Annotated in this window: 18 protein-coding genes; 15 read left to right on the top strand and 3 right to left on the bottom strand. The window is 41.7% G+C overall.

Features of this window, described 5'->3' with window-relative positions; all coding sequences use genetic code 11:
• Nucleotides 1–153: 153 nt before the first annotated feature.
• From nrdF to nrdH, 3 genes are all read right to left on the bottom strand, one after another.
• The gene (gene nrdF, locus ABVF55_RS07640) at nucleotides 154–1113 is read right to left on the bottom strand and encodes a class 1b ribonucleoside-diphosphate reductase subunit beta (RefSeq protein ID WP_003011591.1); all 960 of its coding nucleotides are present in this window, start codon (nucleotides 1111–1113) and stop codon (nucleotides 154–156) included.
• A gap of 113 nt (nucleotides 1114–1226) precedes the next feature.
• Nucleotides 1227–3386 carry a class 1b ribonucleoside-diphosphate reductase subunit alpha gene (gene nrdE / locus ABVF55_RS07635; protein ID WP_129824263.1) on the bottom strand — a complete coding sequence of 720 codons (2160 nt, stop codon included), beginning with the start codon at nucleotides 3384–3386 and terminating at the stop codon, nucleotides 1227–1229.
• A 114-nt stretch (nucleotides 3387–3500) separates the two neighbouring features.
• On the bottom strand, nucleotides 3501–3719 hold the full coding sequence (gene nrdH, locus ABVF55_RS07630) for a glutaredoxin-like protein NrdH (RefSeq protein WP_003006408.1): 219 nt from the start codon (nucleotides 3717–3719) through the stop codon (nucleotides 3501–3503).
• A gap of 475 nt (nucleotides 3720–4194) precedes the next feature.
• On the opposite strand from nrdH, the gene ABVF55_RS07625 reads away from it, so the two are divergent.
• The 15 genes from ABVF55_RS07625 to ABVF55_RS07555 all read left to right on the top strand — a co-directional run bounded on the left by ABVF55_RS07625 (nucleotide 4195) and on the right by ABVF55_RS07555 (nucleotide 24924).
• A complete protein-coding gene (locus tag ABVF55_RS07625) occupies nucleotides 4195–4458 on the top strand; it encodes a phosphocarrier protein HPr (protein WP_003006411.1) in 264 nt (87 codons plus the stop codon).
• Between the two features lie 4 nt (nucleotides 4459–4462).
• Nucleotides 4463–6196 (top strand): phosphoenolpyruvate--protein phosphotransferase, encoded by a 1734-nt coding sequence (ptsP, locus tag ABVF55_RS07620; protein ID WP_049474827.1) that lies wholly within the window; start codon nucleotides 4463–4465, stop codon nucleotides 6194–6196.
• A 328-nt stretch (nucleotides 6197–6524) separates the two neighbouring features.
• Complete coding sequence (gene glgB, locus ABVF55_RS07615; RefSeq protein WP_049506438.1) at nucleotides 6525–8432, top strand: 1,4-alpha-glucan branching protein GlgB; 1908 nt, start codon at nucleotides 6525–6527, stop codon at nucleotides 8430–8432.
• A gap of 50 nt (nucleotides 8433–8482) precedes the next feature.
• Nucleotides 8483–9625 carry a glucose-1-phosphate adenylyltransferase gene (locus tag ABVF55_RS07610; RefSeq protein WP_003002477.1) on the top strand — a complete coding sequence of 381 codons (1143 nt, stop codon included), beginning with the start codon at nucleotides 8483–8485 and terminating at the stop codon, nucleotides 9623–9625.
• Nucleotides 9615–10751, top strand: a complete 1137-nt coding sequence (gene glgD / locus ABVF55_RS07605) for a glucose-1-phosphate adenylyltransferase subunit GlgD (RefSeq protein ID WP_414391414.1) — start codon at nucleotides 9615–9617, stop codon at nucleotides 10749–10751. The genes ABVF55_RS07610 and glgD overlap by 11 nt, the downstream gene beginning before the upstream one ends.
• Nucleotides 10751–12178 carry a glycogen synthase GlgA gene (glgA, locus tag ABVF55_RS07600; protein WP_445285159.1) on the top strand — a complete coding sequence of 476 codons (1428 nt, stop codon included), beginning with the start codon at nucleotides 10751–10753 and terminating at the stop codon, nucleotides 12176–12178. The genes glgD and glgA overlap by 1 nt, the downstream gene beginning before the upstream one ends.
• 234 nt (nucleotides 12179–12412) lie before the next feature.
• Entirely contained in the window at nucleotides 12413–18355 is a 5943-nt protein-coding gene (locus tag ABVF55_RS07595) for a ZmpA/ZmpB/ZmpC family metallo-endopeptidase (RefSeq protein ID WP_445285158.1), read from the top strand.
• 228 nt (nucleotides 18356–18583) lie between these two features.
• Nucleotides 18584–18784, top strand: a complete 201-nt coding sequence (locus tag ABVF55_RS07590) for a F0F1 ATP synthase subunit C (protein WP_003006433.1) — start codon at nucleotides 18584–18586, stop codon at nucleotides 18782–18784.
• 33 nt (nucleotides 18785–18817) lie between these two features.
• Entirely contained in the window at nucleotides 18818–19531 is a 714-nt protein-coding gene (gene atpB / locus ABVF55_RS07585) for a F0F1 ATP synthase subunit A (protein WP_118397048.1), read from the top strand.
• A 19-nt stretch (nucleotides 19532–19550) separates the two neighbouring features.
• Nucleotides 19551–20045 (top strand): F0F1 ATP synthase subunit B, encoded by a 495-nt coding sequence (gene atpF / locus ABVF55_RS07580; protein ID WP_118397051.1) that lies wholly within the window; start codon nucleotides 19551–19553, stop codon nucleotides 20043–20045.
• Nucleotides 20045–20581, top strand: coding sequence for a F0F1 ATP synthase subunit delta (locus tag ABVF55_RS07575; protein WP_013903319.1), 537 nt, complete (start codon nucleotides 20045–20047; stop codon nucleotides 20579–20581). The genes atpF and ABVF55_RS07575 overlap by 1 nt, the downstream gene beginning before the upstream one ends.
• A 15-nt stretch (nucleotides 20582–20596) precedes the next feature.
• Nucleotides 20597–22102 (top strand): F0F1 ATP synthase subunit alpha, encoded by a 1506-nt coding sequence (gene atpA / locus ABVF55_RS07570; protein WP_049496722.1) that lies wholly within the window; start codon nucleotides 20597–20599, stop codon nucleotides 22100–22102.
• A 15-nt stretch (nucleotides 22103–22117) separates the two neighbouring features.
• Entirely contained in the window at nucleotides 22118–22999 is an 882-nt protein-coding gene (locus ABVF55_RS07565) for a F0F1 ATP synthase subunit gamma (RefSeq protein ID WP_445285157.1), read from the top strand.
• Between the two features lie 85 nt (nucleotides 23000–23084).
• Entirely contained in the window at nucleotides 23085–24491 is a 1407-nt protein-coding gene (gene atpD, locus ABVF55_RS07560; protein ID WP_003011794.1) for a F0F1 ATP synthase subunit beta, read from the top strand.
• Between the two features lie 13 nt (nucleotides 24492–24504).
• Nucleotides 24505–24924, top strand: coding sequence for a F0F1 ATP synthase subunit epsilon (locus ABVF55_RS07555; RefSeq protein ID WP_003002471.1), 420 nt, complete (start codon nucleotides 24505–24507; stop codon nucleotides 24922–24924).
• Nucleotides 24925–24999 lie beyond the last annotated feature (75 nt).

Raw genomic sequence — 24999 nt, 5'->3', positions numbered from 1 at the left:
GAAACATGATTGTTTCTAACACTTTTCTCACGGCGGAAAGTTTTTAATCTTCAAAAAATAAAAGTCATTTTTTGAAAATCATCTATCTGTTTTATGTAAAACAATAGGTTGTCTATATTTAAAAACCTTTCCGTCTGGAAAGGTTTTTTCTTCTTATAAACCGTAATTGTAATCGTCATCCTGCATGGCTTCTACTTCACCGAGAAGGTAACCATTTCCGACTTGAGAGAAGAAGTCGTGGTTAGAGGTACCGGTTGAGATTCCGTTCATGACGATTGGGTTAACGTCATCTGCTGAGTCTGGGAAGAGTGGATCTTGTCCCAAGTTCATGAGGGCTTTATTAGCGTTGTAGCGAAGGAAGGTCTTGACTTCCTCTGTCCAGCCCACACCGTCATAGAGGCTCTCTGTGTAGCCTTCTTCATTTTCATAGAGGGTGTAGAGCAGATCGTACATCCATTCTTTGAGTTTTTCTTGTTCTTCTTCTGGTAATTCGTTAAATCCAAGTTGGAACTTGTAGCCGATATAGGTTCCGTGAACAGATTCGTCCCGAATGATCAACTTGATGATCTCAGCTACGTTGGCCAATTTGTTGTTTCCAAGATAGTAGAGAGGTGTGAAGAAACCAGAGTAGAAGAGGAAGGTTTCAAGGAAGACGCTAGCGACTTTCTTTTCAAGTGGAGTCCCATTGAGGTAGATCTCATTGATAATCTCTGCCTTCTTTTGAAGGAAAGGATTGGTATTGGTCCATTCGAAAATCTCTTCAATTTCTGACTTGGTATTCAAGGTAGAAAAGATAGAAGAGTAAGACTTAGCATGGACAGATTCCATAAATTGGATGTTGTTAAAGACAGCTTCTTCGTGTGGAGTACGAATATCCGCACGAAGAGCTTGAACACCTGTTTCAGATTGCATGGTATCTAGAAGGGTTAATCCCCCAAAGACTTTACCAACTAGGTCTTTTTCTTTATTCGACAACTTTCTCCAGTCATCCAAGTCGTTTGACAAAGGGATACGTGTATCCAACCAGAATTGCTCTGTCAGTTTTTCCCAGGTCGATTTATCGATGACATCTTCGATCGCATTCCAGTTAATGGCTTTGTAGTATGTTTCCATTTGCATCACTTTCTTTTTCTATTCATTCAATCGTTACTATTCTACCATAAATTGATAGAATACCGCACAAAAAGTCGGCGAACCGACTTTTGATAGCTATCTAGGATAGCGGATTAGATGACACAGCTTTCACATTGGTTGGCGCCAACTTCTCCACCATCATCTGTAAAGGTACGGACGTAGTAGATAGACTTGATCCCCTTGTTAAAGGCGTAGTTCCGAAGGATAGACAAGTCACGAGTGGTTTGTTTGTTTTCAGTTTTCCATTCGTAAAGACCCTTTGGAATATCGCTACGCATAAAGAGAGTCAGTGAAAGACCTTGGTCTACGTGTTCAGTTGCGGCAGCATAGACATCGATGACTTTTCGCATATCCATGTCGTAGGCAGAAGTGTAGTAAGGAATCGTTTCCGTTGACAATCCTGCTGCAGGGTAGTAGATCTTACCGATTTTTTTCTCTTGGCGTTCTTCAATCCGTTGTGTGATTGGGTGGATAGAAGCAGATACGTCATTGATGTAGCTGATAGATCCATTTGGTGCGACAGCCAAGCGGTTTTGGTGGTAAAGACCATCTGCTTGAACTTTAGCACGCAGTTCTGCCCAATCCTCTGCACTTGGGATAAAGATATCTTTAAAGAGTTCTTTGACGCGATCAGATTTTGGTACAAATTCTCCAGTCATGTACTTATCAAAGTATCTACCGTTGGCATAATCAGATTTTTCAAAATTGTGGAAGGTAACACCACGTTCGCGCGCAATGTTATTTGATTCTACGAGAGTCCAGTAGTTCATGAGCATGAAGTAGATACTTGTGAACTCAACAGACTCAGGTGATCCGTATTCAATCAATTGTTGCGCAAGGTAGCTGTGAAGTCCCATTGCTCCAAGTCCGAACGAATGCGCCAGTTTATTTCCGTGGTCAATGGTTGGAACGGCCACGATATGAGAACTATCGGTAACGAAGGTTAAAGCACGAACCATGGCACGAATCGAACGTCCAAAATCAGGTGAAGTCATCATGTTAACTACGTTGGTTGAACCAAGGTTACATGAGACGTCTGTTCCCATTTGGACAAATTCTTGGGCATCGTTGATCAAGCTTGGTTCTTGAACTTGGAGGATCTCTGAACACAAGTTACTCATGATGATTTTTCCATCAACTGGGTTGGCCCGGTTAGCAGTATCGATGTTGACTACATATGGATAGCCAGATTCTTGTTGCAATTTAGAAATTTCAGTTTCCAAATCACGTGCCTTAATTTTTGTCTTGCGGATGTTTGGATTAGCAACCAACTCATCGTATTTTTCAGTGATGTCGATGTAGTTGAATGGTACTCCGTATTCACGTTCCACAGAGTATGGGCTGAAGAGGTACATTTCTTCATTTTTACGAGCCAACTCGTAGAACTTGTCTGGCACGACGACCCCAAGTGAGAGAGTCTTCACCCGAACTTTTTCATCAGCATTTTCTTTCTTAGTTGAAAGAAAGGCGATGATGTCTGGGTGGAAGACGTTGAGGTAAACCACCCCAGCCCCTTGGCGTTGTCCCAATTGGTTAGAGTAAGAGAAGCTATCTTCGAAGAGTTTCATAACTGGAACCACTCCAGAAGCGGCTCCTTCATACCCTTTGATTGGTGCTCCAGCTTCACGAAGGTTGCTGAGGGAAATCCCAACCCCACCACCGATACGTGAAAGTTGAAGGGCAGAGTTGATGGAACGTCCGATCGCATTCATATCATCGGTTACTTGGATCAAGAAACATGAAACCAATTCTCCACGGCGGGCACGTCCAGCGTTTAAGAAAGAAGGAGTAGCTGGTTGGTAGCGTTGGTGGATAATTTCGTTTGCGATGTCTCGCGCGATAGCTTCATTTCCATCAGCAAAATAGAGAGCATTGAAGAAGACACGGTCTTCCATGCTTTCAAGATAGTATTCTCCATCATTTGTTTTCAAAGCGTATTGGTTATAGAATTTGTAGGCCGCCATGAAGGACTTGAATTGGAAGTTTTGGTCTTTGATAAATTGGGCCAATTCCTCTAAAAATTCAGGACGGTATTTCTCGATAAAAGCTCTCTCAATGTAATTGTGCTCGAGAAGGTACTGAATCTTGTCTGTAATCGAGTCAAAGGCTTTAGTATTTGGTACAACATTTTCTTTAAAGAACGCATCCAAAGCTTCTTTATCTTTATGAAGCATGATTTGGCCGTTTACTGGACGGTTGATTTCATTGTTAAGACGAAAATACGTCACATCTTCAAGAGATTTTAATCCCATAATAATCCTTTTCTAGTTCAAAAAAATGAAGAGGAGAAGTCCTCTCTTTACAAGTAAAAAGTCTAGTGTTAGGTTGCTAACGCTAGACCCTATTTAAGCAAAATACTGTGTTTATTAAGAAAGTTTCTTCAACTTAGCTGGTTGAAAACCAGAAAATACTTCATCCGGTGTTTGAATTACTGGAGCAGCATTGAAGCCAAGGTTCTTAACATGCTCTACAAATTCTGGCTGTTCATCTAAGTTAATTTCGCGGTATTCCACATGATTGCTATCGAGGAATCGCTTGGTCATTTTGCATTGAACACAATTATTTTTTGAATAAATGGTTACCATTTCTTTTCCGTTCTCCTATCGAAATATAAATCTGTAAACAGTATAAACAAAATCCAGCAACTTGTCAACAAAATAAAACTAAATATTGTGCAAAGATATGAAATGGAGTTTTCAAAGCACAATATATTGTGGTGAGTGAAAAGTGTGAAAATCGAAGAAATGGGATAGGAATAGGCTTTAAAGCATCTTTAATTAGTTATAATTTTTTGGTGAATCAATATCCTGTGGTTCAAGAGCTTCTTTTCATTGAAAGCGGAGGAAAATGTTACTTATAATATAGTAGAAAATTGAAAAGATATTTTCTCTGTTCTTCAGGTGCTTCTTAAAATGTATCTAAATTGGGATTTTTCGCAGTCTTTTTCTGTAAGTCAGTGATAAAAATCTTGAAAAAAATTTCAAAAGATGATATAATACCAAATTGTAAGGGTTATCAAAAGGTAACTCAAAAACTATTTTTTAAAAGGAGAGTCCAATTATGGCTTCTAAAGATTTCCACATCGTGGCAGAAACAGGTATCCACGCACGTCCAGCAACTTTGTTGGTTCAAACTGCTAGCAAATTTGCATCAGACATCACTCTTGAATACAAAGGTAAATCAGTTAACTTGAAATCAATCATGGGTGTTATGAGCCTTGGTGTTGGTCAAGGTGCTGACGTTGTAATTTCTGCTGAAGGTGCTGACGCTGATGATGCAATCGCAGCTATTTCAGAAACAATGACTAAAGAAGGATTGGCTTAAAAATATGACAAAAATGCTAAAAGGAATTGCAGCATCTGACGGTGTTGCCGTTGCTAAGGCATATTTGCTCATTCAACCAGACTTATCATTTGAGACTGTTTCAGTCGAAGATACAAGTGCAGAAGAAGCTCGTTTGGATGCAGCTCTTGAAGCTTCACAAAACGAGCTTTCTCTTATTCGGGAGAATGCAGTAGCAAGCCTTGGTGAAGAAGCAGCGCAAGTTTTTGATGCGCATATGATGGTTCTCGCTGACCCTGAAATGATTGGTCAGATCAAAGAAACGATTCGTACGAAAAAAATCAATGCAGAGGCTGGCTTGAAAGAAGTCACTGACATGTTCATTGCAATCTTTGAAGGAATGGAAGACAATCCTTACATGCAAGAACGTGCAGCAGATATTCGTGACGTGACCAAACGTGTCCTTGCCAACTTGCTTGGTAAGAAATTGCCAAACCCTGCTTCTATCAATGAAGAAGCAATCGTGGTAGCGCATGACTTGACACCATCTGATACAGCTCAGTTGAACAAAAAGTACGTAAAAGCTTTTGTTACGAATATCGGTGGACGTACCAGTCACTCAGCTATCATGGCGCGTACACTTGAAATCGCAGCTGTTTTGGGTACAAATAACATTACAGAACTTGTCAAAGATGGTGATGTTTTGGCTGTTTCAGGGATCACTGGTGAAGTGGTGATCAACCCTACTGAAGAACAAATCGCAGCCTTCAAAGCAGCTGGTGAAGCTTATGCCAAACAAAAAGCTGAATGGGCTCTCCTTAAAGATGCTCAAACAGTGACTGCTGATGGAAAACACTTCGAGTTGGCTGCCAACATCGGTACCCCTAAAGACGTTGAAGGTGTAAACGATAATGGTGCAGAGGCAGTTGGTCTCTATCGTACAGAATTCTTGTACATGGATTCTCAAGACTTCCCAACAGAAGATGACCAATACGAAGCCTACAAAGCTGTTCTTGAAGGTATGAACGGTAAACCTGTTGTCGTTCGTACAATGGATATTGGTGGGGATAAAGAACTTCCTTACTTCGATCTTCCTAAAGAAATGAACCCATTCTTGGGTTACCGTGCTTTGCGTATTTCTATCTCTGAAACTGGTAATCAAATGTTCCGTACACAATTGCGTGCCTTGCTTCGGGCATCTGTCCACGGTAAATTGCGGATCATGTTCCCAATGGTTGCTTTGTTGACTGAGTTCCGTACAGCTAAAGGTATTCTTGAAGAAGAAAAAGCGAAATTGCTTGCTGAAGGTGTTGCTGTGGCAGATGATATCCAAGTAGGGATCATGATTGAAATCCCAGCTGCTGCGATGCTTGCGGACCAATTTGCTAAGGAAGTTGATTTCTTCTCAATTGGTACAAACGACTTGATCCAATACACAATGGCTGCTGACCGTATGAACGAACAAGTTTCATACCTTTACCAACCATATAACCCATCTATCCTTCGTTTGATCAACAACGTGATCAAGGCGGCTCACGCTGAAGGCAAATGGGCTGGTATGTGTGGTGAAATGGCCGGTGACCAAACTGCTGTTCCACTTCTTGTCGGAATGGGCTTGGATGAGTTCTCTATGTCAGCTACATCTGTCCTTCGTACACGTAGCTTGATGAAGAAACTCGACACAGCTAAAATGCAAGAATACGCTAACCGTGCTCTTACTGAATGTTCAACAATGGAAGAAGTTCTTGAACTTTCAAAAGAATACGTGAACGTAGACTAAGAATTCAACAAGACTAAGACAAATCTGTCTTAGTCTTTTTTTACATTGTTCATAAAAATGTTCATTTTATTCGTAATAAACTAGTTAGTAATAAAAACAGTGATTTAAATGTTCGGTTTTTGTTTGATTTTCCTCGTATATATAGTATAATCGTAAGTAAGAGTAGGAGGATGACCAAGGAAGGATCGAAAAGGTTCGGGAAAGAAAATGGAAAAACTTTTCCTGATAATTTTACATGATTTTACAGGAATCAACTTGAAAATTAAGTGATTTTATAGTAGAATAATACCAAATAGAAAACGCTTTCAAAAAGCAAAGAGGTGAGTATATGGATAGAAGCACAGACTTATGGACATTTGGAAGAGGGGATAATTTCCATCTTCAAGAGTACTTAGGAGCTCACAAGGAAACAAGGGGAGAACAAGAAGGCTTTACCTTCCGTGTTTGGGCTCCCAATGCTCAGGCGGTGGATCTGATTGGTGATTTCACTGATTGGGAAGCTCGTAAAATTCCAATGGTTCGTAATGAAGGAGGCGTCTGGGAAGTCTTCTGTTCCGATGCAAAAGAGGGAGATATATACAAGTATTTGGTGACTCGACAAAATGGTCATCAGGTGCAAAAAATCGATCCTCTAGCATTATGGATGGAAAAGAGACCCAATACAGGATCTATTATTAAGACCATTCCAGAGAAAAACTGGAAAGATGGTCTCTGGAGAGCACGCCGCAAAAAACTTGGTTTTAAGGAACGACCTGTTAATATTTATGAGGTTCACGCAGGATCGTGGAAACGTAATGAGGATCACAGTTCCTATACCTTCAAACAACTAAAAGAAGAATTGATTCCATATTTGGTGGAGATGAACTACACCCACGTGGAATTTATGCCAGTGATGGCCCATCCATTGGGCTTGAGTTGGGGCTATCAGCTCATGGGCTATTTTGCACTCGAGCAGACTTATGGTAGCCCAGAAGAGTTTCAAGACTTCGTGGAAGAATGCCACCTCAACAATATCGGAGTGATCGTGGATTGGGTACCAGGACATTTCATTATCAATGATGATGCCTTGGCTTATTATGATGGAACACCAACCTTTGAATACCAGGATGAACATCGTGCTCATAACTACGGATGGGGAGCCTTGAACTTCGATTTAGGGAAGAATCAAGTCCAGTCATTCTTGATTTCTAGTTTGAAGTTTTGGATTGATACCTATCATTTAGATGGGATTCGGGTCGATGCTGTGAGCAATATGCTCTATCTTGACTACGATAGCGGTCCATGGACACCAAATATTGATGGTGGAAACCTCAACTACGAAGGCGTTCATTTCCTTAGACGGTTGAATGCGATTATCAAGAACGAACACCCAGATGTCATGATGATTGCAGAAGAAAGTTCTGCTGGTCAAAAGATCACGGGTCCTGAAGAAGAAGGTGGACTTGGCTTTGACTATAAATGGAATATGGGGTGGATGAATGATATCCTTCGATTCTACGAAGAAGATCCCATCTACCGGAAATTTGACTTTAACCTGGTAACCTTTAGTTTCATGTATGCATTTTCTGAAAACTTCTTACTACCATTTTCACATGATGAAGTGGTGCATGGTAAGAAGAGTTTGATGCATAAGATGTGGGGAGATCGTTACAATCAATTTGCTGGACTCCGTAACCTCTTGACCTATCAGATTTGCCATCCAGGTAAGAAATTACTCTTTATGGGTTCAGAATTTGGTCAATTTTTGGAATGGAAGTCAGAAGAGCAATTGGAATGGGGCAATCTAGAGGATGAAATGAATGCTAAGATGCGTCGTTTCACTTCTCAGCTCAATCATTTCTACAAAGAACACAAGGAATTGTGGGAGATTGATGATAGCTTTGATGGCTTAGAGATTATTGATGCAGATAACCGGGATCAGAGCGTCTTGTCTATGATCCGGAAAAATCGTAAGGGTGATCTTTTGGTGTGCGTCTTTAATATGGCACCAGTAGAACGCAAGGACTTTACGATTGGTGTGCCTATATCAGCGGTCTATGAAGAAATTTGGAATACAGAATTAGAAGAATGGGGAGGTGTCTGGAAAGAGCACAATCCGACAGTTCAGTCTCAAGATGGACTGTGGAAGGATTATGAACAAACTTTGACCTTTACTTTGCCGGCTTTAGGAGCTAGCATTTGGAAGGTGAAACGGAAGGTTCGCAAAACGAAATCTAAAACATCAGATAAAAAATGATGATCGGTTGACTCTAAGGGAGTCCAAGCTTTAAAAAGAGGAAGTAGTCAATGAAGAATGAAATGCTCGCTTTAATTCTTGCCGGTGGGCAAGGAACACGTCTTGGAAAATTAACCAAAAACATCGCGAAACCTGCGGTTCAATTTGGTGGGCGCTATCGGATTATCGATTTTGCTCTCTCAAACTGTGCCAACTCAGGAATTCACAATGTTGGTGTGATTACACAGTATCAACCACTTGCCCTTAACAGCCATATTGGGAATGGTTCCAGCTGGGGTTTAGATGGAATCAATACGGGTGTGTCTATTCTCCAACCTTATTCAGCTAGTGAAGGAAATCGTTGGTTTGAAGGAACTAGCCATGCTATTCTTCAAAACATCGACTATATCGATAGCATCAATCCGGAATATGTCTTGATTCTATCTGGGGACCACATTTACAAGATGGATTACGATGACATGCTTCAAGCGCACAAGGATAATAACGCAAGTTTGACCGTTGCAGTCCTAGATGTACCTTTGAAGGAAGCAAGCCGTTTTGGAATCATGAATACAGATGCCAATAATCGGATTGTCGAATTTGAAGAAAAACCAGCTGAACCAAAATCAACTAAGGCTTCCATGGGGATTTACATCTTTGACTGGGCTCGTCTGCGCAATATGTTGGTTGCTGCTGAAAAGAGTGATATCGATATGTCAGACTTCGGTAAAAATGTCATTCCAACGTATCTAGAATCAGGCGAAAGTGTTTATGCTTATGAATTCAATGGTTATTGGAAAGACGTTGGTACGATTGAGTCTCTTTGGGAAGCCAATATGGAATATATCGATCCAAATAATGCCTTGGATAGTCGCGATCGTCACTGGAAAATCTATTCACGCAACCTTATTTCACCACCAAACTTCTTTGGAGAACATGGTCACATCGAAGATTCTCTTGTCGTCGACGGTTGTTCGGTAGACGGTACAGTCAAACACTCCATCTTATCAACAGAAGCTCAAGTTCGTGAAGGAGCAGTTGTTGAAGATGCTGTCGTGATGAGCAATGCCATTATCGGTAAAGGAGCTGTCGTGAAACGCGCGATTATCGGAGAAGGTGCAATCATTGCAGAAGGTGTCGTGATTGATGGAACAGAGGAAGTACAAGTTGTCGGTTACAATGAAAAAGTGGGGGTAGCAACAGATGAAGATTGATAAATATTCAGCCATTTTAGGAAATACAGTTGGGTATCATGATATGTCCACTTTGACCAGCCATCGTCCGGTAGCCTCCCTACCGTTTGATGGGAAATACCGCTTGATTGACTTCCCGTTGTCTAGTCTTGCGAATGCTGGTATTCGTAGTGTTTTTGGGATTTTCCAACAAGAAAATATTAGTTCGGTCTTTGACCATATTCGTTCAGGTCGTGAGTGGGGCTTGTCTACTTTATTGAGCCACTATTACCTCGGAATCTATAATACTCCAGTTGAAAATACAACGGTAGGGCCAGAATACTACCAACAATTATTGACCTATTTGAAACGGTCTGGTTCCAACCAAACAGTTGCTTTAAACTGTGATGTTTTGATGAATATTGACCTCAATCAAGTTTTCCACTTGCATAATAGCGTTGACCGTCCGATTACAGTTGTTTACAAAAAGTTGCATCTTCAAAATATCTCTGAAGTCAATGCTGTCTTGAAAATTGATGAAACAGACCATGTTACAGAGCAAAGACTTTTTGATGGCAAGGATCCTGACGAAGTCTACAACATGTCAACAGATGTCTTTATTGTGGACACTCCTTGGTTGATTGAAAAAATTGAAGAAGAAGCCAAGAAAGAATACCCACAAAAATTGCGCTATATCTTGCGTGATTTGGCAGTGGAATACAATGCTTTTGCCTTTGAATATACAGGCTACCTTGCCAATATTCATTCAGTGGAATCCTACTACCATGCAAACTTGGATATGTTGGAAAACCAAAAATTCATGAAGCTCTTTTCACCAAATCAAAAAGTGTATACGAAAGTGAAGAATGAAGAACCAACGTATTATTCCAAGACTTCACATATTAAATCGTCTCAATTTGCTTCGGGTAGTATTGTAGAAGGAACCGTTGAACGATCCGTTGTTTCACGTCGGGTACACCTTCATCAAGGTTCAGAGGTCCGCAGTAGTCTTCTCTTCCCTGGTGTTGTGATTCATGAAAATGCAATCGTCGAACATGCCATCCTGGATAAGGGGGCCGAAGTGGCTGCTGGTGTGACGATTCGTGGGACAGAAGAAGCACCTGTCGTGGTTAAAAAAGGAACGATTGTTACAGAGGATATTGTCTAATGAAACTATTATTTGTTGCAGCTGAAGGAGCACCGTTTTCTAAAACAGGTGGTTTGGGAGACGTTATTGGCGCTCTTCCTAAATCCTTAGCGAAAAGTGGTCATGATGTGCGCGTGATCCTCCCTTACTATGATATGGTAGAGGCTAAGTTTGGAGATCAAATTGAAGATATCTTGCATTTTGAGACCAAGGTTGGCTGGAGAAGTCAATATGTTGGTGTGAAACGCATTGTGCGCGATGGCGTCACCTTTTACTTTATTGATAACCAACACTATTTCTTTAGAGGACATGTGTATGGTGACTTCGATGATGGCGAACGCTTTGCCTTCTTCCAGCTCGCGGCCTTAGAAACGATGGAACGAGTTGACTTCGTTCCAGATGTTCTTCATGCCCATGATTACCATACGGCGATGATTCCTTTCTTGCTGAAGGAAAAATACCGTTGGATTCAAGCTTATCATGGAATTAAAACAGTATTGACCATCCATAATTTGGAATTCCAAGGTCAGTTCGACCCAGGAATGTTGTGGGACCTATTCGGAGTTGGATTTGAACGCTATGCAGATGGAACGCTTCGGTGGAATGATTGCCTGAACTGGATGAAAGCTGGTATTCTATATGCTGACCGTGTAACAACCGTTTCTCCTAGCTATGCGCATGAGATTATGACTGCTGAATATGGTTGTGGCTTGGATCAGATCCTTCGAATGGAGTCTGGCAAGGTGACCGGAATTGTTAACGGGATTGATGCGGATCTGTATAATCCTGAAACGGATCCACTCTTGACGTATCACTTCAGTCTCTCAGATCTTTCAGGTAAAGCAGCTAGCAAACGAGCTCTTCAAGAACGTGTTGGTCTACCTGTTCGCGATGATGTTCCTTTGTTTGGGATCGTCTCTCGTTTGACACGTCAAAAAGGTTTTGATGTGGTGGTAGAAGAGTTGCATCAACTTTTGCAAAAGGATATTCAGATTGTCTTGCTCGGTACAGGAGATCCTGGATTTGAAAATGCCTTTGCTTGGTTTGGTCAAGCTTACCCAGATAAACTTTCAGCTAATATCACCTTTGATGTGCAATTGGCCCAAGAAATCTATGCAGCGTCAGATGTCTTCTTGATGCCAAGTCGTTTTGAACCATGTGGCCTTTCTCAAATGATGGCCATGCGTTATGGAACCCTTCCTTTGGTGCATGAAGTCGGCGGACTTCGAGATACGGTCCAACCGTATAATGTTGTTGATGGAAGTGGAACAGGCTTTAGCTTCAATAATTTATCTGGCTACTGGTTTAACTGGACAGTTGATGAGGCTTTAGCTGTTTACTACAATAACAAACAGGCTTGGTATGGTCTGCAAGAGCAAGCCATGACTCGTGACTTCTCATGGGATACAGCTAGTCAACGATACAACGATTTGTACCAGTCCTTATAAGTAAATCTATTGTAAAAACGCCTTTCGAGGCGTTTTTTTGTCTTGCATTCTTCCTAGAAAGAAAACGTTTTAATGTTTTGAGATGTAGAGCTTGCTAAAATAAAAGAAAAAAGATAAGATAGGTAAAGGTAAAAAATCCCGGGAAGGTTCTTATTTCTGGAAAGGATCCCATCCTCTCTAAAAATAATCAGGTCCCTGCTCGAGGGCTAAATATTACTATATAGGAATTTTAAGATGAAAAAAGCGAAACAAACGTTTGAAAAAATGACCAAATATTCGATTCGAAAATTATCTGTCGGTGTTGGTCCGGTAGCCATTGGAGCCTTTTTATTAGGAGGAAGCTTGTTAGGAGCTCGTCCTGTCCAAGCAGATCAGGTGACCCTACCTGATCATGTGCACTTAGGATATGTGACAGAAGAAGAGCTGACCGCTGAAGAAAAAGCACAGGTGATTCATGCAATCCCTGAAGAGTATCAAAATGAAGATACTTTCTATCTCGTCTATAAGAAGAAGGAAGCAATTCAGTCGGTTCTTCCTCAAACAGGAAATCAGGAAGTTGCCCTTTTTGGGCTAAGTCTAGCCACTGCTTCCTTTGCGGTCCTCTTACTCTCTAAAAAGCACCGAAAGAAAGTCATGGCTGTCCTTTTGATTGGAGCCATGGGACAAAGTCTTCTACTTCCAGTTGAAGTCGCAGCCCTACAAAATCAAGTTTTGCGCGCTTATAACCAGGATCTTGCGATCGCATCGAGCGAAGATCTGGCAAATGGCGTGATTCAAATTGACGGCTATGACTATATAGGTTATCTGCGCTACCCGTCAGTCCAAAAGACGAGCTTACAAGAGCCAAAGGCAATGCAGGAAACGAAACCTTCTGTAGAAGGAACGATCAAAACAAGTACAGGGATTCCACAAGTGGAACCACAAGCGCGTGTGACGCCAGAAGTCGCTCCAGCCTTTCCTCAAGTTGAAAAACCAAGCCTTGAAGTCTCTACTGAGCCTGTGCCGTTTGAAATTGTCAACCAAGCTGATCCTACATTAGCCAAAGGGCAAACCAAGGTGCTGACAGCTGGCCAAAATGGAGAGCGGACCATTTTGACAGAAGTGAGTGTAGTAGATGGACAAGAAGTTCGCAGAGTAGTCGAAAGCAAAATCACCAAAGAACCAGTTTCACAAATTCTTGCCGTCGGGACAAAAGAGGACGTCCAACCAAGTCCCTCTCCAATCGTAACGGCCAAGGGAACACAAGAGGAAGGCCATGTAGGCGAAGCTCCCGTACAACCAGAGAATCCAGTTTATACTGGTGTGGTGGAAGCCAAGGGAACACAAGAGGAAGGCCATGTAGGCGAAGCTCCTGTTCAACCAGAGAATCCAGTTTATACAGGGGTAGTGGAAGCTAAGGGGACGCAGGAAGAAGGTCACGTGGGTGAAGCTCCTGTTCAACCGGAGAACCCAGCCTATACAGGAGTAGTGGAAGCTAAAGGGACACAAGAAGAAGGCCATGTGGGTGAAGCTCCCGTTCAACCAGAGACTCCAGCCTATACCAGTGTCATCGAAGCCAAGGGAACGCAAGAGGAAGGCCATGTTGGTGAAGCCCCAATTCAGCCTGAGAACCCAGTTTACCAAATAACGGAAGGAACAGTTACAGAAACAGAAACGGTGTTCCTTCCTTATGAAACTGAATATGTACCAGATGCGGACCGCTATACTGATGAAGAAAGTATCCTTCAAAAAGGAGAGGCTGGTAGCCAGGAAATTCGCCGTGTTTATAAAACGGTCAATGGCGAAAAGGTTGGAGAGCCCCTCAGCACGACAACTGAAACGGTAAAAGCTCCTGTGACAGAAAAAATTAGTCGTGGGACCAAGGCTATTGAAGGCCAAACAGAGGAAGTTGCTTTTGAGGAAATTCCATTTAAGACGGTAACCGAACAAGATGCCACCCTGCTAAAAGGAAGCGAAACGGTTTCTCAAGCAGGAAAAAATGGGAAGAAGAAAATCACCAAGGTCTATAAGACCATTAAAGGTGTAAAAACTGCGGATGCTCCAACGGTTTCGGAAGAAGTAGTTGAACAAGCCCAAGATCAGATCATTAAAAAAGGGACCAAAGAACTAGACAAGCCAACCTTGACCTTGACCCAGGTCGATAAGGAAGAATTGAAGCACAGTGCCACAGCTACCTATCAGTTAAATAAGCCAGAGGGTGTGACCATCAAGTCCATCCAGGCGGTGTTGAAGAAGGGCAATCAAGTGGTGAAAACTTTTGCCCTTTCAGAGGCTGATTTAGCAGCGGCCTTACTGGATTTAGACTACTACAAGGATTATACGCTGGCAACGACCATGGTCTATGACCGTGGAAATGGGGATGAAGAAGAAGTTCTCAAGGAAGAACCACTAAGACTTGACCTTAAAAAAGTTGAAGTCAAAAACATCAAGGAAACTAGTCTGATTAGCGTGGATGACCAAGGCCTTGAGACTGATCGTAGCCTCTTGTCAGAAACACCTTCAGATGTGAAACCTTATTACTTAAAGGTTACCACCCATGATAATAAGGTCACAAAACTGGCCGTTGATAAAATAGAAGAAGTGACGGTAGATGGAGCGACCTTATACAAAGTAACAGCCAAAGCTCCAGATCTGATCCAACGGACTGCGGACAACCAGTTCAGTGAGGACTATGTCCACTATATTGCGAAACCAAAAGCTCATGAGGGTCATGTCTACTACAATTTCAACGAACTTGTAAAAGCCATGCAAGCCAATCCGACTGGAACCTTTAAGCTTGGTAGCAATATGAATGCAAGTAACGTGCAACCAGCTGGCAAGTCTTATGTAACCAATGCCTTCAAGGGAATATTGGAAAGTACAGAAGGCAATACATTTGCTATCCATAACATTACGAGACCGTTATTTGGTAACATCGAAGGTGGTACTGTTAAGAATCTCTTGCTTGAAAATGTTAACATTGACATGCCTGGATTTGATCGAGTAGCACCAATCGCAGGTGTCATCAAAAATAATGCGACTGTCGAAAATGTTAAAGTAACAGGAAGCGTTGTTGGAAACAACGATGTAGCTGGTATTATCAATAAAATTGATGGTGGTGGAAAGGTAAGTAATGTTGCCTTCATCGGGAAACTGCACGCTGCTGGCAATAAAGGTGCCTATCTAGCAGGTGTTGTTGGCGAGAACTGGAAAGGTATTGTCGAAAAGGCTTACGTTGATGCTGAAATTACTGGTAACAAAGCAAAAGCTGCAGGTTTAGTTTATTCTTCTCAAAATGGTGGGAATAACAATACGCTAGGTAGAGAAGGAGTTCTCAGAAATTCAGTTGCTAAAGGTTCGATTGAACTGAAAGAAGCGGTCCAATCTGGTGGATTACTAGGGACCAACTGGGCCTTGGGGGCTATTGAAGACAACATCACCATGATGAAAGTCAAAACAGGTGAGATGGTCTTCGGGCATTCGGATATTGATGCAGATGATTACTTCACCTATTCAAGAACCAAACGCAATTACAGTGTGGAGGGCGTGAGTGAAGGTAAGAAAACCTATAACAACTCTCGTAAAATCCCTAGCATTTCCCTTGCAGAAGCTGAGCAGAAAAATGAAGCAATGGGGATTACTGCTGATAAATTTGAAAGTACGAAACCTGTTGAAGATAAACTCAATAACCTTGTTAACAAAGACGATCAATACAAGGCAATTGATGGCTACGACGCCGCTCGCGAACTTGCTTACCGCAATATAGCAAAATTACAGCCTTTCTATAATAAAGAATGGATTGTCGACCAAGGAAACAAATTGGCTGCGGCTAGTCCTCTCTTGACCAAGGAAGTCTTGTCTGTGACGGCCATGAAGGGCAATGATTTTGTCACTGAATTGGGGGATGCTGATCATATCCTGATCCACTACTCGGATAAGACAAAAGATATCTTTAGCATTTCATCGAAAGATTCTAAAGTCAAACAAGTGAAAGAGTACAGTGTAGCAGAACTTGGTGAAGTGGTCTACACGCCAAATATGGTTGACAAAGACCGGACTGAGCTAATTAGTGCTATTGTTGAAAAATTAAGTCCTGTAGAATTACAATCGGATCCAATCTACACGCACCTTGGTAGAACTGGTCCAAATAAAGTCAATGCCATTAAGAACCTCTATCTTGAAGAAACCTTCAAAGAGGTGAAGGACAATTTGACCCACTTTGTGAAACAGTTGGTTGAAAATGAGGACCATCAATTAAACACAGATGAGGCTGCCAAACGGGCTTTGATCAAGAAAATTGATGACAACAAGGCAGCAGTTCTCCTTGGTCTAACTTACCTCAATCGTTATTACGGAGTGAAGTTTGATAACTTCAATATCAAGCAACTCATGTTGTTCAAACCAGATTTCTACGGGAAGAATGTTGATGTCTTAGACCGCTTGATTGAAATTGGTTCAAAAGAAGACTATATCAAAGGGACTCGTACCCACGATGCTTTCCGTGAAGTAGTTGCTAAGCATACTCGCTCTGGAAATCTCAATGATTTCTTGCAATACAATATGGAACTCTTTACAAGTGATACAGACTTGAATGATTGGTTTATCAAAGCAACCAAAGATAATGTCTATATTGTAGAGCCAAAAACAAGGACTCCTGAATTTGCCGATAAGAAACATCGAGCTTACGAAGGATTAAATAATGACGTGCACGGTAAAATGATCTTGCCACTCTTGAATCTTAAAGATGCCCATATGTTCTTGATTTCAACCTACAATACCATGGCCTATAGTTCCTTTGAAAAATATGGTAAAAATACAGAAGCAGATCGGAAGGCTTTCAAAGCTGAGATTGATAAGGTTGCTAAAGAACAGCAGAATTATTTGGACTTCTGGTCCCGTCTATCTTTAGATAAGGTTCGTAATCAACTGTTGAAGAGCAATAATATGGTTCCAACACCTGTCCTTGATAATCAAAACTATAAAGACATTAGTACAGACCGTTATGGGCATACTAATAGTGGCAAAGATGTAGCACCAATTCGCGAATTGTATGGACCAACCGATCGTTACCATGCGACTGATTGGCGCATGGGAGCAACTGCTCGCGTCTATGGAAATCCTTATAAAGATGATTCTGTCTTCTTCATGGTGACGGATATGATTAGTGATTTTGGAGTATCTGCCTTTACGCACGAAACGACGCACGTCAATGACCGAATGGTTTATTTAGGAGGTTGGAGACACCGTGAAGGAACAGATCTTGAGGCATTTGCTCAAGGAATGCTCCAAACACCATCAGTATCGAATCCAAATGGTGAATACAAAGCCTTAGGTCTCAACATGGCCTATGAACGTCCTAACGATGGCAACCAATGGTACAATACCAATCCAAACGATCTTCAATCACGTGATGAGATTGATCGCTACATGAAAGGGTATAACGATACGCTCATGCTTCTAGATTACCTAGAAGGAGAAGCTGTATTGGACAAACATAGTAAGGACTTAAACAATGCTTGGTTCAAGAAGGTTGATAAACAATACCGAGGAGCTAATACCAAGAATCAATTCGATAAGGTACGTCCTTTGAGTGATGAGGAAAAAGCCATCGCCTTGCATACGGTAGATGACCTCATTACTAACAACTTTATGACCAACCGTGGTCCAGGAAATGGAGTCTATAATCCATCAGACTTTGGTTCAGCCTATGTGACCGTGCCGATGATGTCAGGTATTTATGGTGGGAACACCAGTGAAGGGGCTCCTGGAGCTATGTCCTTCAAACACAACACCTTCAGAATTTGGGGTTACTATGGCTATGAAAAAGGCTTCCTAGGCTATGCTTCAAACAAGTATAAACAAGAATCCAAACAAGCAGGCCATGCGACTCTAGGGGATGATTACATCATTCAAAAGATTTCTGATGGAAGATTCAGTACCCTTGAAGATTGGAAGAAAGCTTACTTCAATGAAGTTGTGACCAGTGCCAAGAATGGAATTCAGGCTATTGACATCGATGGTAAAACCTACACTAGCTATGAAGACCTGAAACGTGCATTTGCTGAAGCGGTTGATAAAGATAAGGCTACTCTAAGTAACGGTTCTGTCAAATTTGACAATACGGTTGCACTGAAAGAAAAAATCTTTAAGAAATTGCTGCAACAAACAGACAGTTTCAAAACGTCTATCTTTAAATAATCGAATTCTCTCATCTGCTGAGCAGGTGAGAGTTTTTTAGAAGAAAAAATGAATAGAGGTGGACAAAGTGTCTAAAAATTAAAAGGAATCAATCGTAGGTCGGAAAAATTATCATATTAAAAAAATAACGTAATTTAACAAAAACGCTTTCTTTTCTAGGAAATATTTGACTATTATATCTTTTAGGAGTAAACTAAGGAGGTAAAATTTATAAAAGGAGAATTCATCATGAATTTAACATTTTTAGGTCTTTGTTTAGCCTGCTTTGGTGTATCACTGGCAGAAGGTTTGATGATGAGCAGTTTATTGAAATCTGCGTCTCGTCAACCAGAAATTATCGGTCAATTGCGTAGCCTCTTGATTCTTGGTGTTGCCTTTGTCGAAGGTACTTTCTTCGTTACTTTGGTCATGGCCTTTATTATCAAATAGACGCTTCTGTTTTAGAAAAGGAGGTGTCAAACCTTGGAAGAAAGTATCAATCCAACGATCACTCTTGGACCTGTAACTTTTAATTTGACCCTACTTGCTATGACCTTGATTGCTGTTTTGGTGGTTTTTGGCTTTATTTATTGGGCCAGCCGTAAAATGACGATCCGACCAAAGGGCAAACAAAATGTGCTGGAATACGCATATGACTTTGTCGTAGGTTTCACCAAAGGAAATATTGGGGAACATTATATAAAGGACTATTCCTTGTTCTTGTTTGTTCTTTTCCTATTCCTTTTAGTGGCCAATAACATTGGATTGATGGCTAAAATCGAAACGACCAATGGTTACAATTTGTGGACATCACCAACCGCTAACCTGGGTTATGACTTTGCCTTTTCATTTTTGATCACCTTAATCGCCCATGTAGAAGGAATTCGCCGACGTGGTGTGAAGGAATATTTGAAGGCTTTTGTGACACCTGGATTTATGACCCCCATGAATATTTTGGAAGAATTAACGAACTTTGCCTCCTTGGCCCTTCGGATCTTCGGAAATATCTTTGCGGGTGAGGTACTAGCAAGCTTGCTTGTGACTTTGTCGCATCAAGCTGTTTATTGGTATCCATTTGCCTTTATTGGAAGCATGGCGTGGACAGCGTTTTCGATTTTCATTTCATGTATCCAAGCCTATGTGTTTACCATGTTGTCATCAATCTATATTGGTAAGAAAATTAATGGCGAAGAGTAAGTAGAGGAGGAGTAGAAGAATGCATGTATCAATGAGTGAAATTATTGGTAACTTTATTCTCATTGCTGGTTCCTTCCTATTATTAATCTTTTTAATAAAGAAATTTGCATGGAACAATATCAATGGAATTTTAGAAGCGCGTGCCAAAAAGATTACAGATGATATTGATGGAGCAGAATCAGCTCGTCAAAAAGCTGAGGAACTAGCAAATAAACGTGAAGAAGAGTTGGCAGGTAGCCGCAAAGAAGCAGCGTCTATCGTCGAAAATGCAAAGGAAACTGCAGAAAAGAACAAATCTCAGATCCTTTCAGAAGCCACTCAAGAAGCAGTACGTTTGAAAGAAAAAGCGCAACAAGAAATTGCGCATAACAAAGAAGAAGCATTGAACAGTATCAAAGGCGATGTGGCAGATCTCACTGTCAATCTTGCCAGCAAATTGTTGAGCCAACAGCTGGATGCTGAAGGTCAACGCCAACTGATCGATCGCTATCTTGATGAATTAGGAGAAGCCTAATGGACAAAAAGCAACTGATGGTGATTGAGAAATATACCCAGCCTTTTGTTCAATTGGTCTTTGAAAAAGGAGAACAAGACCTGGTCTTTGAAAAATTAACCCAAATCAAGGGTATTTTTGAGGAAACGGGACTTGCTAACTTCTTAGCTCATATCGGTGTAGAGGATGAAGAGAAAGCAAAAAGTCTACGACTTTTTCAACCCTCAGATTCACAATTACTCGACCATTTGATTGAAGTGGTTATTCTCAATCATCGTGAAGCCTTATTTTATGACATTGTAACGATTTGTTTGGATCAGATTCAACTGTTGAGCAACGCATTTGTCGTCACTGTTACGACAGTTGCTGGTTTGGATCCTGTTCAAGAGCAAAAGCTAGTACCCATTATCGAAAGAAAATTTGGGATTCAAGTTCGCTCGATCCAACAAAAGATCGATCCAGATTTAATTGGTGGCTTTGTCGTGACAGCCAATCATAAAACATTGGATACCAGTCTCAAACACCAATTGCAAGTTATAAAATCTAAATTGAAATAGAAAGTGGTGTGAATTTTGGCGATTAACGCACAAGAAATCAGCGCTTTAATTAAGCAACAAATTGAAAATTTCAAGCCAAACTTTGACGTCACTGAGACAGGTGTTGTAACCTACATTGGTGACGGGATTGCCCGCGCTCATGGGCTTGAAAATGCCATGAGTGGTGAGTTGTTGATCTTTGAAAATGGCTCATACGGGATGGCCCAAAACTTAGAAACAACGGATGTCGGGATCATCATCTTGGGTGATTTCACGGATATTCGTGAAGGAGACTCTGTCCGTCGTACAGGTAAAATCATGGAAGTCCCCGCAGGGGATGCCCTGATTGGTCGTGTTGTCAACCCACTTGGCCAACCAGTAGATGGTTTGGGTGAGATTGTGACAGATAAATTCCGTCCAGTTGAAACACCAGCTCCTGGTGTTATGCAACGGAAATCTGTCTCAGAACCCCTACAAACTGGTTTGAAAGCTATTGATGCCCTTGTTCCAATCGGACGCGGTCAACGGGAATTGATCATCGGGGACCGTCAAACAGGGAAAACTTCGATTGCCATCGATACCATCTTGAACCAAAAGGGTCAAGATATGATCTGTATCTATGTGGCGATTGGTCAAAAAGAATCAACAGTTCGTACGCAAGTAGAAACTCTCCGTAAATACGGAGCCATGGATTATACGATTGTGGTAACCGCTTCGGCTTCTCAACCGTCTCCATTGCTTTACTTGGCACCTTATGCCGGGGTTGCCATGGCAGAAGAGTTCATGTATAACGGTAAACACGTTTTGATCGTCTATGATGATTTGTCAAAACAAGCCGTAGCCTACCGTGAATTGTCCCTTCTTCTCCGTCGTCCACCAGGACGTGAAGCCTTCCCAGGGGATGTCTTCTATCTCCACAGCCGTTTGTTGGAACGTTCTGCGAAAGTTTCGGATGAATTGGGTGGAGGCTCTATTACAGCTCTTCCAATCATTGAAACCCAAGCAGGAGATATTTCTGCTTATATCGCAACCAACGTGATTTCGATCACAGATGGACAAATCTTCTTGCAAGATAGTTTGTTCAATGCTGGTATTCGTCCAGCCATTGATGCAGGTTCTTCTGTATCTCGTGTAGGGGGAGCTGCCCAAATCAAGGCTATGAAGAAAGTTGCAGGTACCCTTCGTATCGACCTTGCTTCCTACCGTGAATTGGAAGCCTTCACGAAATTTGGTAGTGACTTGGATGCGGCCACTCAAGCGAAATTGAACCGTGGTCGCCGAACAGTTGAAGTCTTGAAACAACCCGTTCATGAACCATTGACAGTTGAAAAACAAGTCGTGATCTTGTATGCCTTGACTCATGGTTTCTTAGATAGTGTTCCAGTAGACGACATTCTTCGTTTCCAAGAAGAGTTGTTTGATTACTTTGAAGCACATTATCATCAAATCTTTGAGACAATTCGTTCAACACATGATCTTCCAGCAGAAGAAGAACTGGATGCAGCCCTTACAGAATTTGTCAACCAGTCAAATTTCAAATAGAAATAGGAGTGGAAGATGGCAGTTTCATTAAATGATATAAAAAATAGAATTGCATCCACTAAAAATACCAGTCAAATTACCAATGCCATGCAGATGGTCTCTGCTGCTAAACTCGGGAAATCCGAGCAAGCAGCCAAGGATTTTCAGGTTTATGCTGCCAAGGTACGTAAGTTATTAACAGACTTGCTCCATGGACATGAAACAGAAAATGCCAAGTCCCATCCGATGTTGGTGAGTCGCCCGGTAAAAAAGACAGCTTATATCGTTATTACATCTGATCGTGGTTTGGTCGGGGGTTACAATGCCTCCATCCTTAAAACCATGATGGAAATGAAGGCAGAATACCATCCAACTGGAGATGACTTTGAAGTGATCTGTATTGGAAGCGTCGGTGCGGATTTCTTCCGTGCCCGTGGGATTCAGCCGGTTTATGAATTGCGTGGTTTGCCTGATCAGCCTAGCTTTAAGGAAGTTCGCAAGATCATTTCGAAAACAGTCCAAATGTATCAGGAAGGCTTGTTTGATGAGTTGTACGTCTGTTACAACCACCACGTCAACAGTTTGACTAGTCAAATGCGGGTGGAACAAATGCTTCCAATTATTGATTTGGACCCCAATGAAGCGGATAAGGACTATGTATTGAATCTAGAATTGGAATCTAGTCGAGATGCCATTTTAGATCAATTGCTTCCTCAATTTGCTGAAAGCATGATCTATGGTGCCATTATTGATGCTAAAACAGCTGAAAACGCTGCGGGGATGATGGCCATGCAAACTGCAACAGACAATGCCAAGAAAGTCATTGATGAATTAACGATTCAATACAACCGTGCTCGTCAAGCAGCGATTACGCAAGAAATTACCGAAATCGTTGCAGGTGCTAGTGCCCTTGAATAGTTGTCGGATACAATTTTATATACAAAAACAGATGCTCGAAAGAGAATTTTTGAGCAGTAGAAATTACTTAGAATAGGAGAATGACATGAGTTTAGGCAAAATTTCTCAGGTCGTAGGTCCCGTCGTAGACGTTGCCTTTTCCGTTGGAGATAAACTTCCTGAGATCAATAATGCGCTTGTAGTCTATAAAAATGACCAACAAAAATCAAAAGTCGTTCTTGAAGTAGCTTTGGAACTTGGTGATGGGGTCGTACGGACTATCGCCATGGAATCAACCGATGGTTTAACCCGTGGAATGGAAGTCTTGGACACAGGTCGTCCAATCTCTGTTCCTGTCGGAAAAGAAACCTTGGGACGTGTCTTTAATGTTCTTGGAGATACCATTGACTTGGATCAACCTTTTCCTGAGGATGCTCCTCGTGACTCCATCCACAAAAAAGCTCCATCCTTTGACGAGCTCTCTACTTCAGAAGAAATTCTTGAAACAGGGATCAAGGTTATTGACCTCTTAGCCCCTTATTTGAAAGGTGGGAAGGTCGGACTCTTCGGTGGTGCCGGAGTTGGGAAGACCGTCTTGATTCAAGAATTAATCCATAATATTGCCCAAGAACACGGTGGTATTTCTGTATTTACTGGTGTTGGGGAACGGACACGTGAAGGGAATGACCTTTACTGGGAAATGAAAGAATCTGGCGTTATTGAAAAAACAGCCATGGTCTTTGGACAAATGAATGAGCCACCTGGAGCACGGATGCGTGTTGCTTTGACTGGTTTGACCATTGCGGAATACTTCCGTGATGTTGAAGGTCAGGACGTTCTCTTGTTTATCGACAATATCTTCCGTTTCACCCAAGCCGGATCTGAAGTATCAGCCCTTTTGGGACGGATGCCATCAGCCGTTGGTTACCAACCTACTTTGGCAACAGAAATGGGGCAATTGCAAGAACGGATTACGTCAACGAAGAAAGGTTCTGTTACATCCATCCAAGCCATCTATGTGCCAGCCGATGACTACACAGACCCAGCGCCAGCAACCGCTTTTGCCCACTTGGATTCAACCACCAACTTGGAACGTAAATTGGTACAATTGGGGATCTACCCTGCGGTGGACCCATTGGCATCTAGCTCACGTGCCCTTTCTCCAGAAATCGTAGGAGAAGAACACTATGCAGTCGCTTCTGAGGTCAAACGCGTCCTTCAACGTTACCATGAATTGCAAGATATCATTGCTATCTTGGGGATGGATGAATTGTCTGACGAAGAAAAGACCTTGGTTGCTCGTGCTCGCCGGATCCAATTCTTCTTGTCACAAAACTTCAACGTTGCAGAACAATTTACAGGTCAACCTGGTTCTTATGTACCAGTTGGAGAAACTGTTCGTGGCTTTAAAGAAATTTTGGATGGGAAATATGACCATCTTCCTGAAGATGCCTTCCGTGGTGTTGGATCGATCGAAGATGTGATCGCCAAAGCTGAAAAAATGGGATTCTAAGAAGAGGTGAAAGATGAGTCAAATGAACGTCCAAATCGTTACACCGGATGGACTGGTTTATGATCATCATGCCGCATTTGTATCTGTCAAGACAATTGATGGTGAATTAGGGATTTTACCTCATCATATCAATACCATTGCGGTTTTGGCTGTAGACCAAGTAAAGGTTCGTCGTGTCGACGATGACAAACATATTGATTGGATTGCAGTCAATGGGGGGATTATCGAAGTAGCTGATAATGTCATTACCATTGTTGCCGATTCTGCCGAACGTGCTCGAGATATCGACATTAGTCGTGCAGAACGTGCCAAACTGCGAGCTGAAAAAGCGATTGAAGAAGCCAAAGATCAGCATTCGGTTGATATGGAACGTCGTGCTAAAATTGCTCTTCAACGCGCCATTAACCGGATTAATGTCGGAAATCGTTTATAAGATATTCAAATAAGGTGGAGGTTTTGTCCTCACCTTATTTTTGTTGGGAGAGAATCAAAAGAAGAAAGTACGGAC

The sequence above is a fragment of the Streptococcus sp. KHUD_012 genome, from assembly GCF_052588255.1.
Note: the sequence above shows the minus strand (reverse complement) of the source record. Positions and strands in the feature narration are given on the sequence as shown.

Excerpts from the sequence above, each read along its gene's own strand:
- nrdF (WP_003011591.1), bottom strand. The coding sequence starts at position 1,113 with ATGGAAACATACTACAAAGCCATTAACTGGAATGCGATCGAAGATGTC.
- nrdE (WP_129824263.1), bottom strand. The coding sequence starts at position 3,386 with ATGGGATTAAAATCTCTTGAAGATGTGACGTATTTTCGTCTTAACAAT.
- nrdH (WP_003006408.1), bottom strand. The coding sequence starts at position 3,719 with ATGGTAACCATTTATTCAAAAAATAATTGTGTTCAATGCAAAATGACC.
- ABVF55_RS07625 (WP_003006411.1), top strand. The coding sequence starts at position 4,195 with ATGGCTTCTAAAGATTTCCACATCGTGGCAGAAACAGGTATCCACGCA.
- ptsP (WP_049474827.1), top strand. The coding sequence starts at position 4,463 with ATGACAAAAATGCTAAAAGGAATTGCAGCATCTGACGGTGTTGCCGTT.
- glgB (WP_049506438.1), top strand. The coding sequence starts at position 6,525 with ATGGATAGAAGCACAGACTTATGGACATTTGGAAGAGGGGATAATTTC.
- ABVF55_RS07610 (WP_003002477.1), top strand. The coding sequence starts at position 8,483 with ATGAAGAATGAAATGCTCGCTTTAATTCTTGCCGGTGGGCAAGGAACA.
- glgD (WP_414391414.1), top strand. The coding sequence starts at position 9,615 with ATGAAGATTGATAAATATTCAGCCATTTTAGGAAATACAGTTGGGTAT.
- glgA (WP_445285159.1), top strand. The coding sequence starts at position 10,751 with ATGAAACTATTATTTGTTGCAGCTGAAGGAGCACCGTTTTCTAAAACA.
- ABVF55_RS07595 (WP_445285158.1), top strand. The coding sequence starts at position 12,413 with ATGAAAAAAGCGAAACAAACGTTTGAAAAAATGACCAAATATTCGATT.
- ABVF55_RS07590 (WP_003006433.1), top strand. The coding sequence starts at position 18,584 with ATGAATTTAACATTTTTAGGTCTTTGTTTAGCCTGCTTTGGTGTATCA.
- atpF (WP_118397051.1), top strand. The coding sequence starts at position 19,551 with ATGCATGTATCAATGAGTGAAATTATTGGTAACTTTATTCTCATTGCT.
- ABVF55_RS07575 (WP_013903319.1), top strand. The coding sequence starts at position 20,045 with ATGGACAAAAAGCAACTGATGGTGATTGAGAAATATACCCAGCCTTTT.
- ABVF55_RS07565 (WP_445285157.1), top strand. The coding sequence starts at position 22,118 with ATGGCAGTTTCATTAAATGATATAAAAAATAGAATTGCATCCACTAAA.
- atpD (WP_003011794.1), top strand. The coding sequence starts at position 23,085 with ATGAGTTTAGGCAAAATTTCTCAGGTCGTAGGTCCCGTCGTAGACGTT.
- ABVF55_RS07555 (WP_003002471.1), top strand. The coding sequence starts at position 24,505 with ATGAGTCAAATGAACGTCCAAATCGTTACACCGGATGGACTGGTTTAT.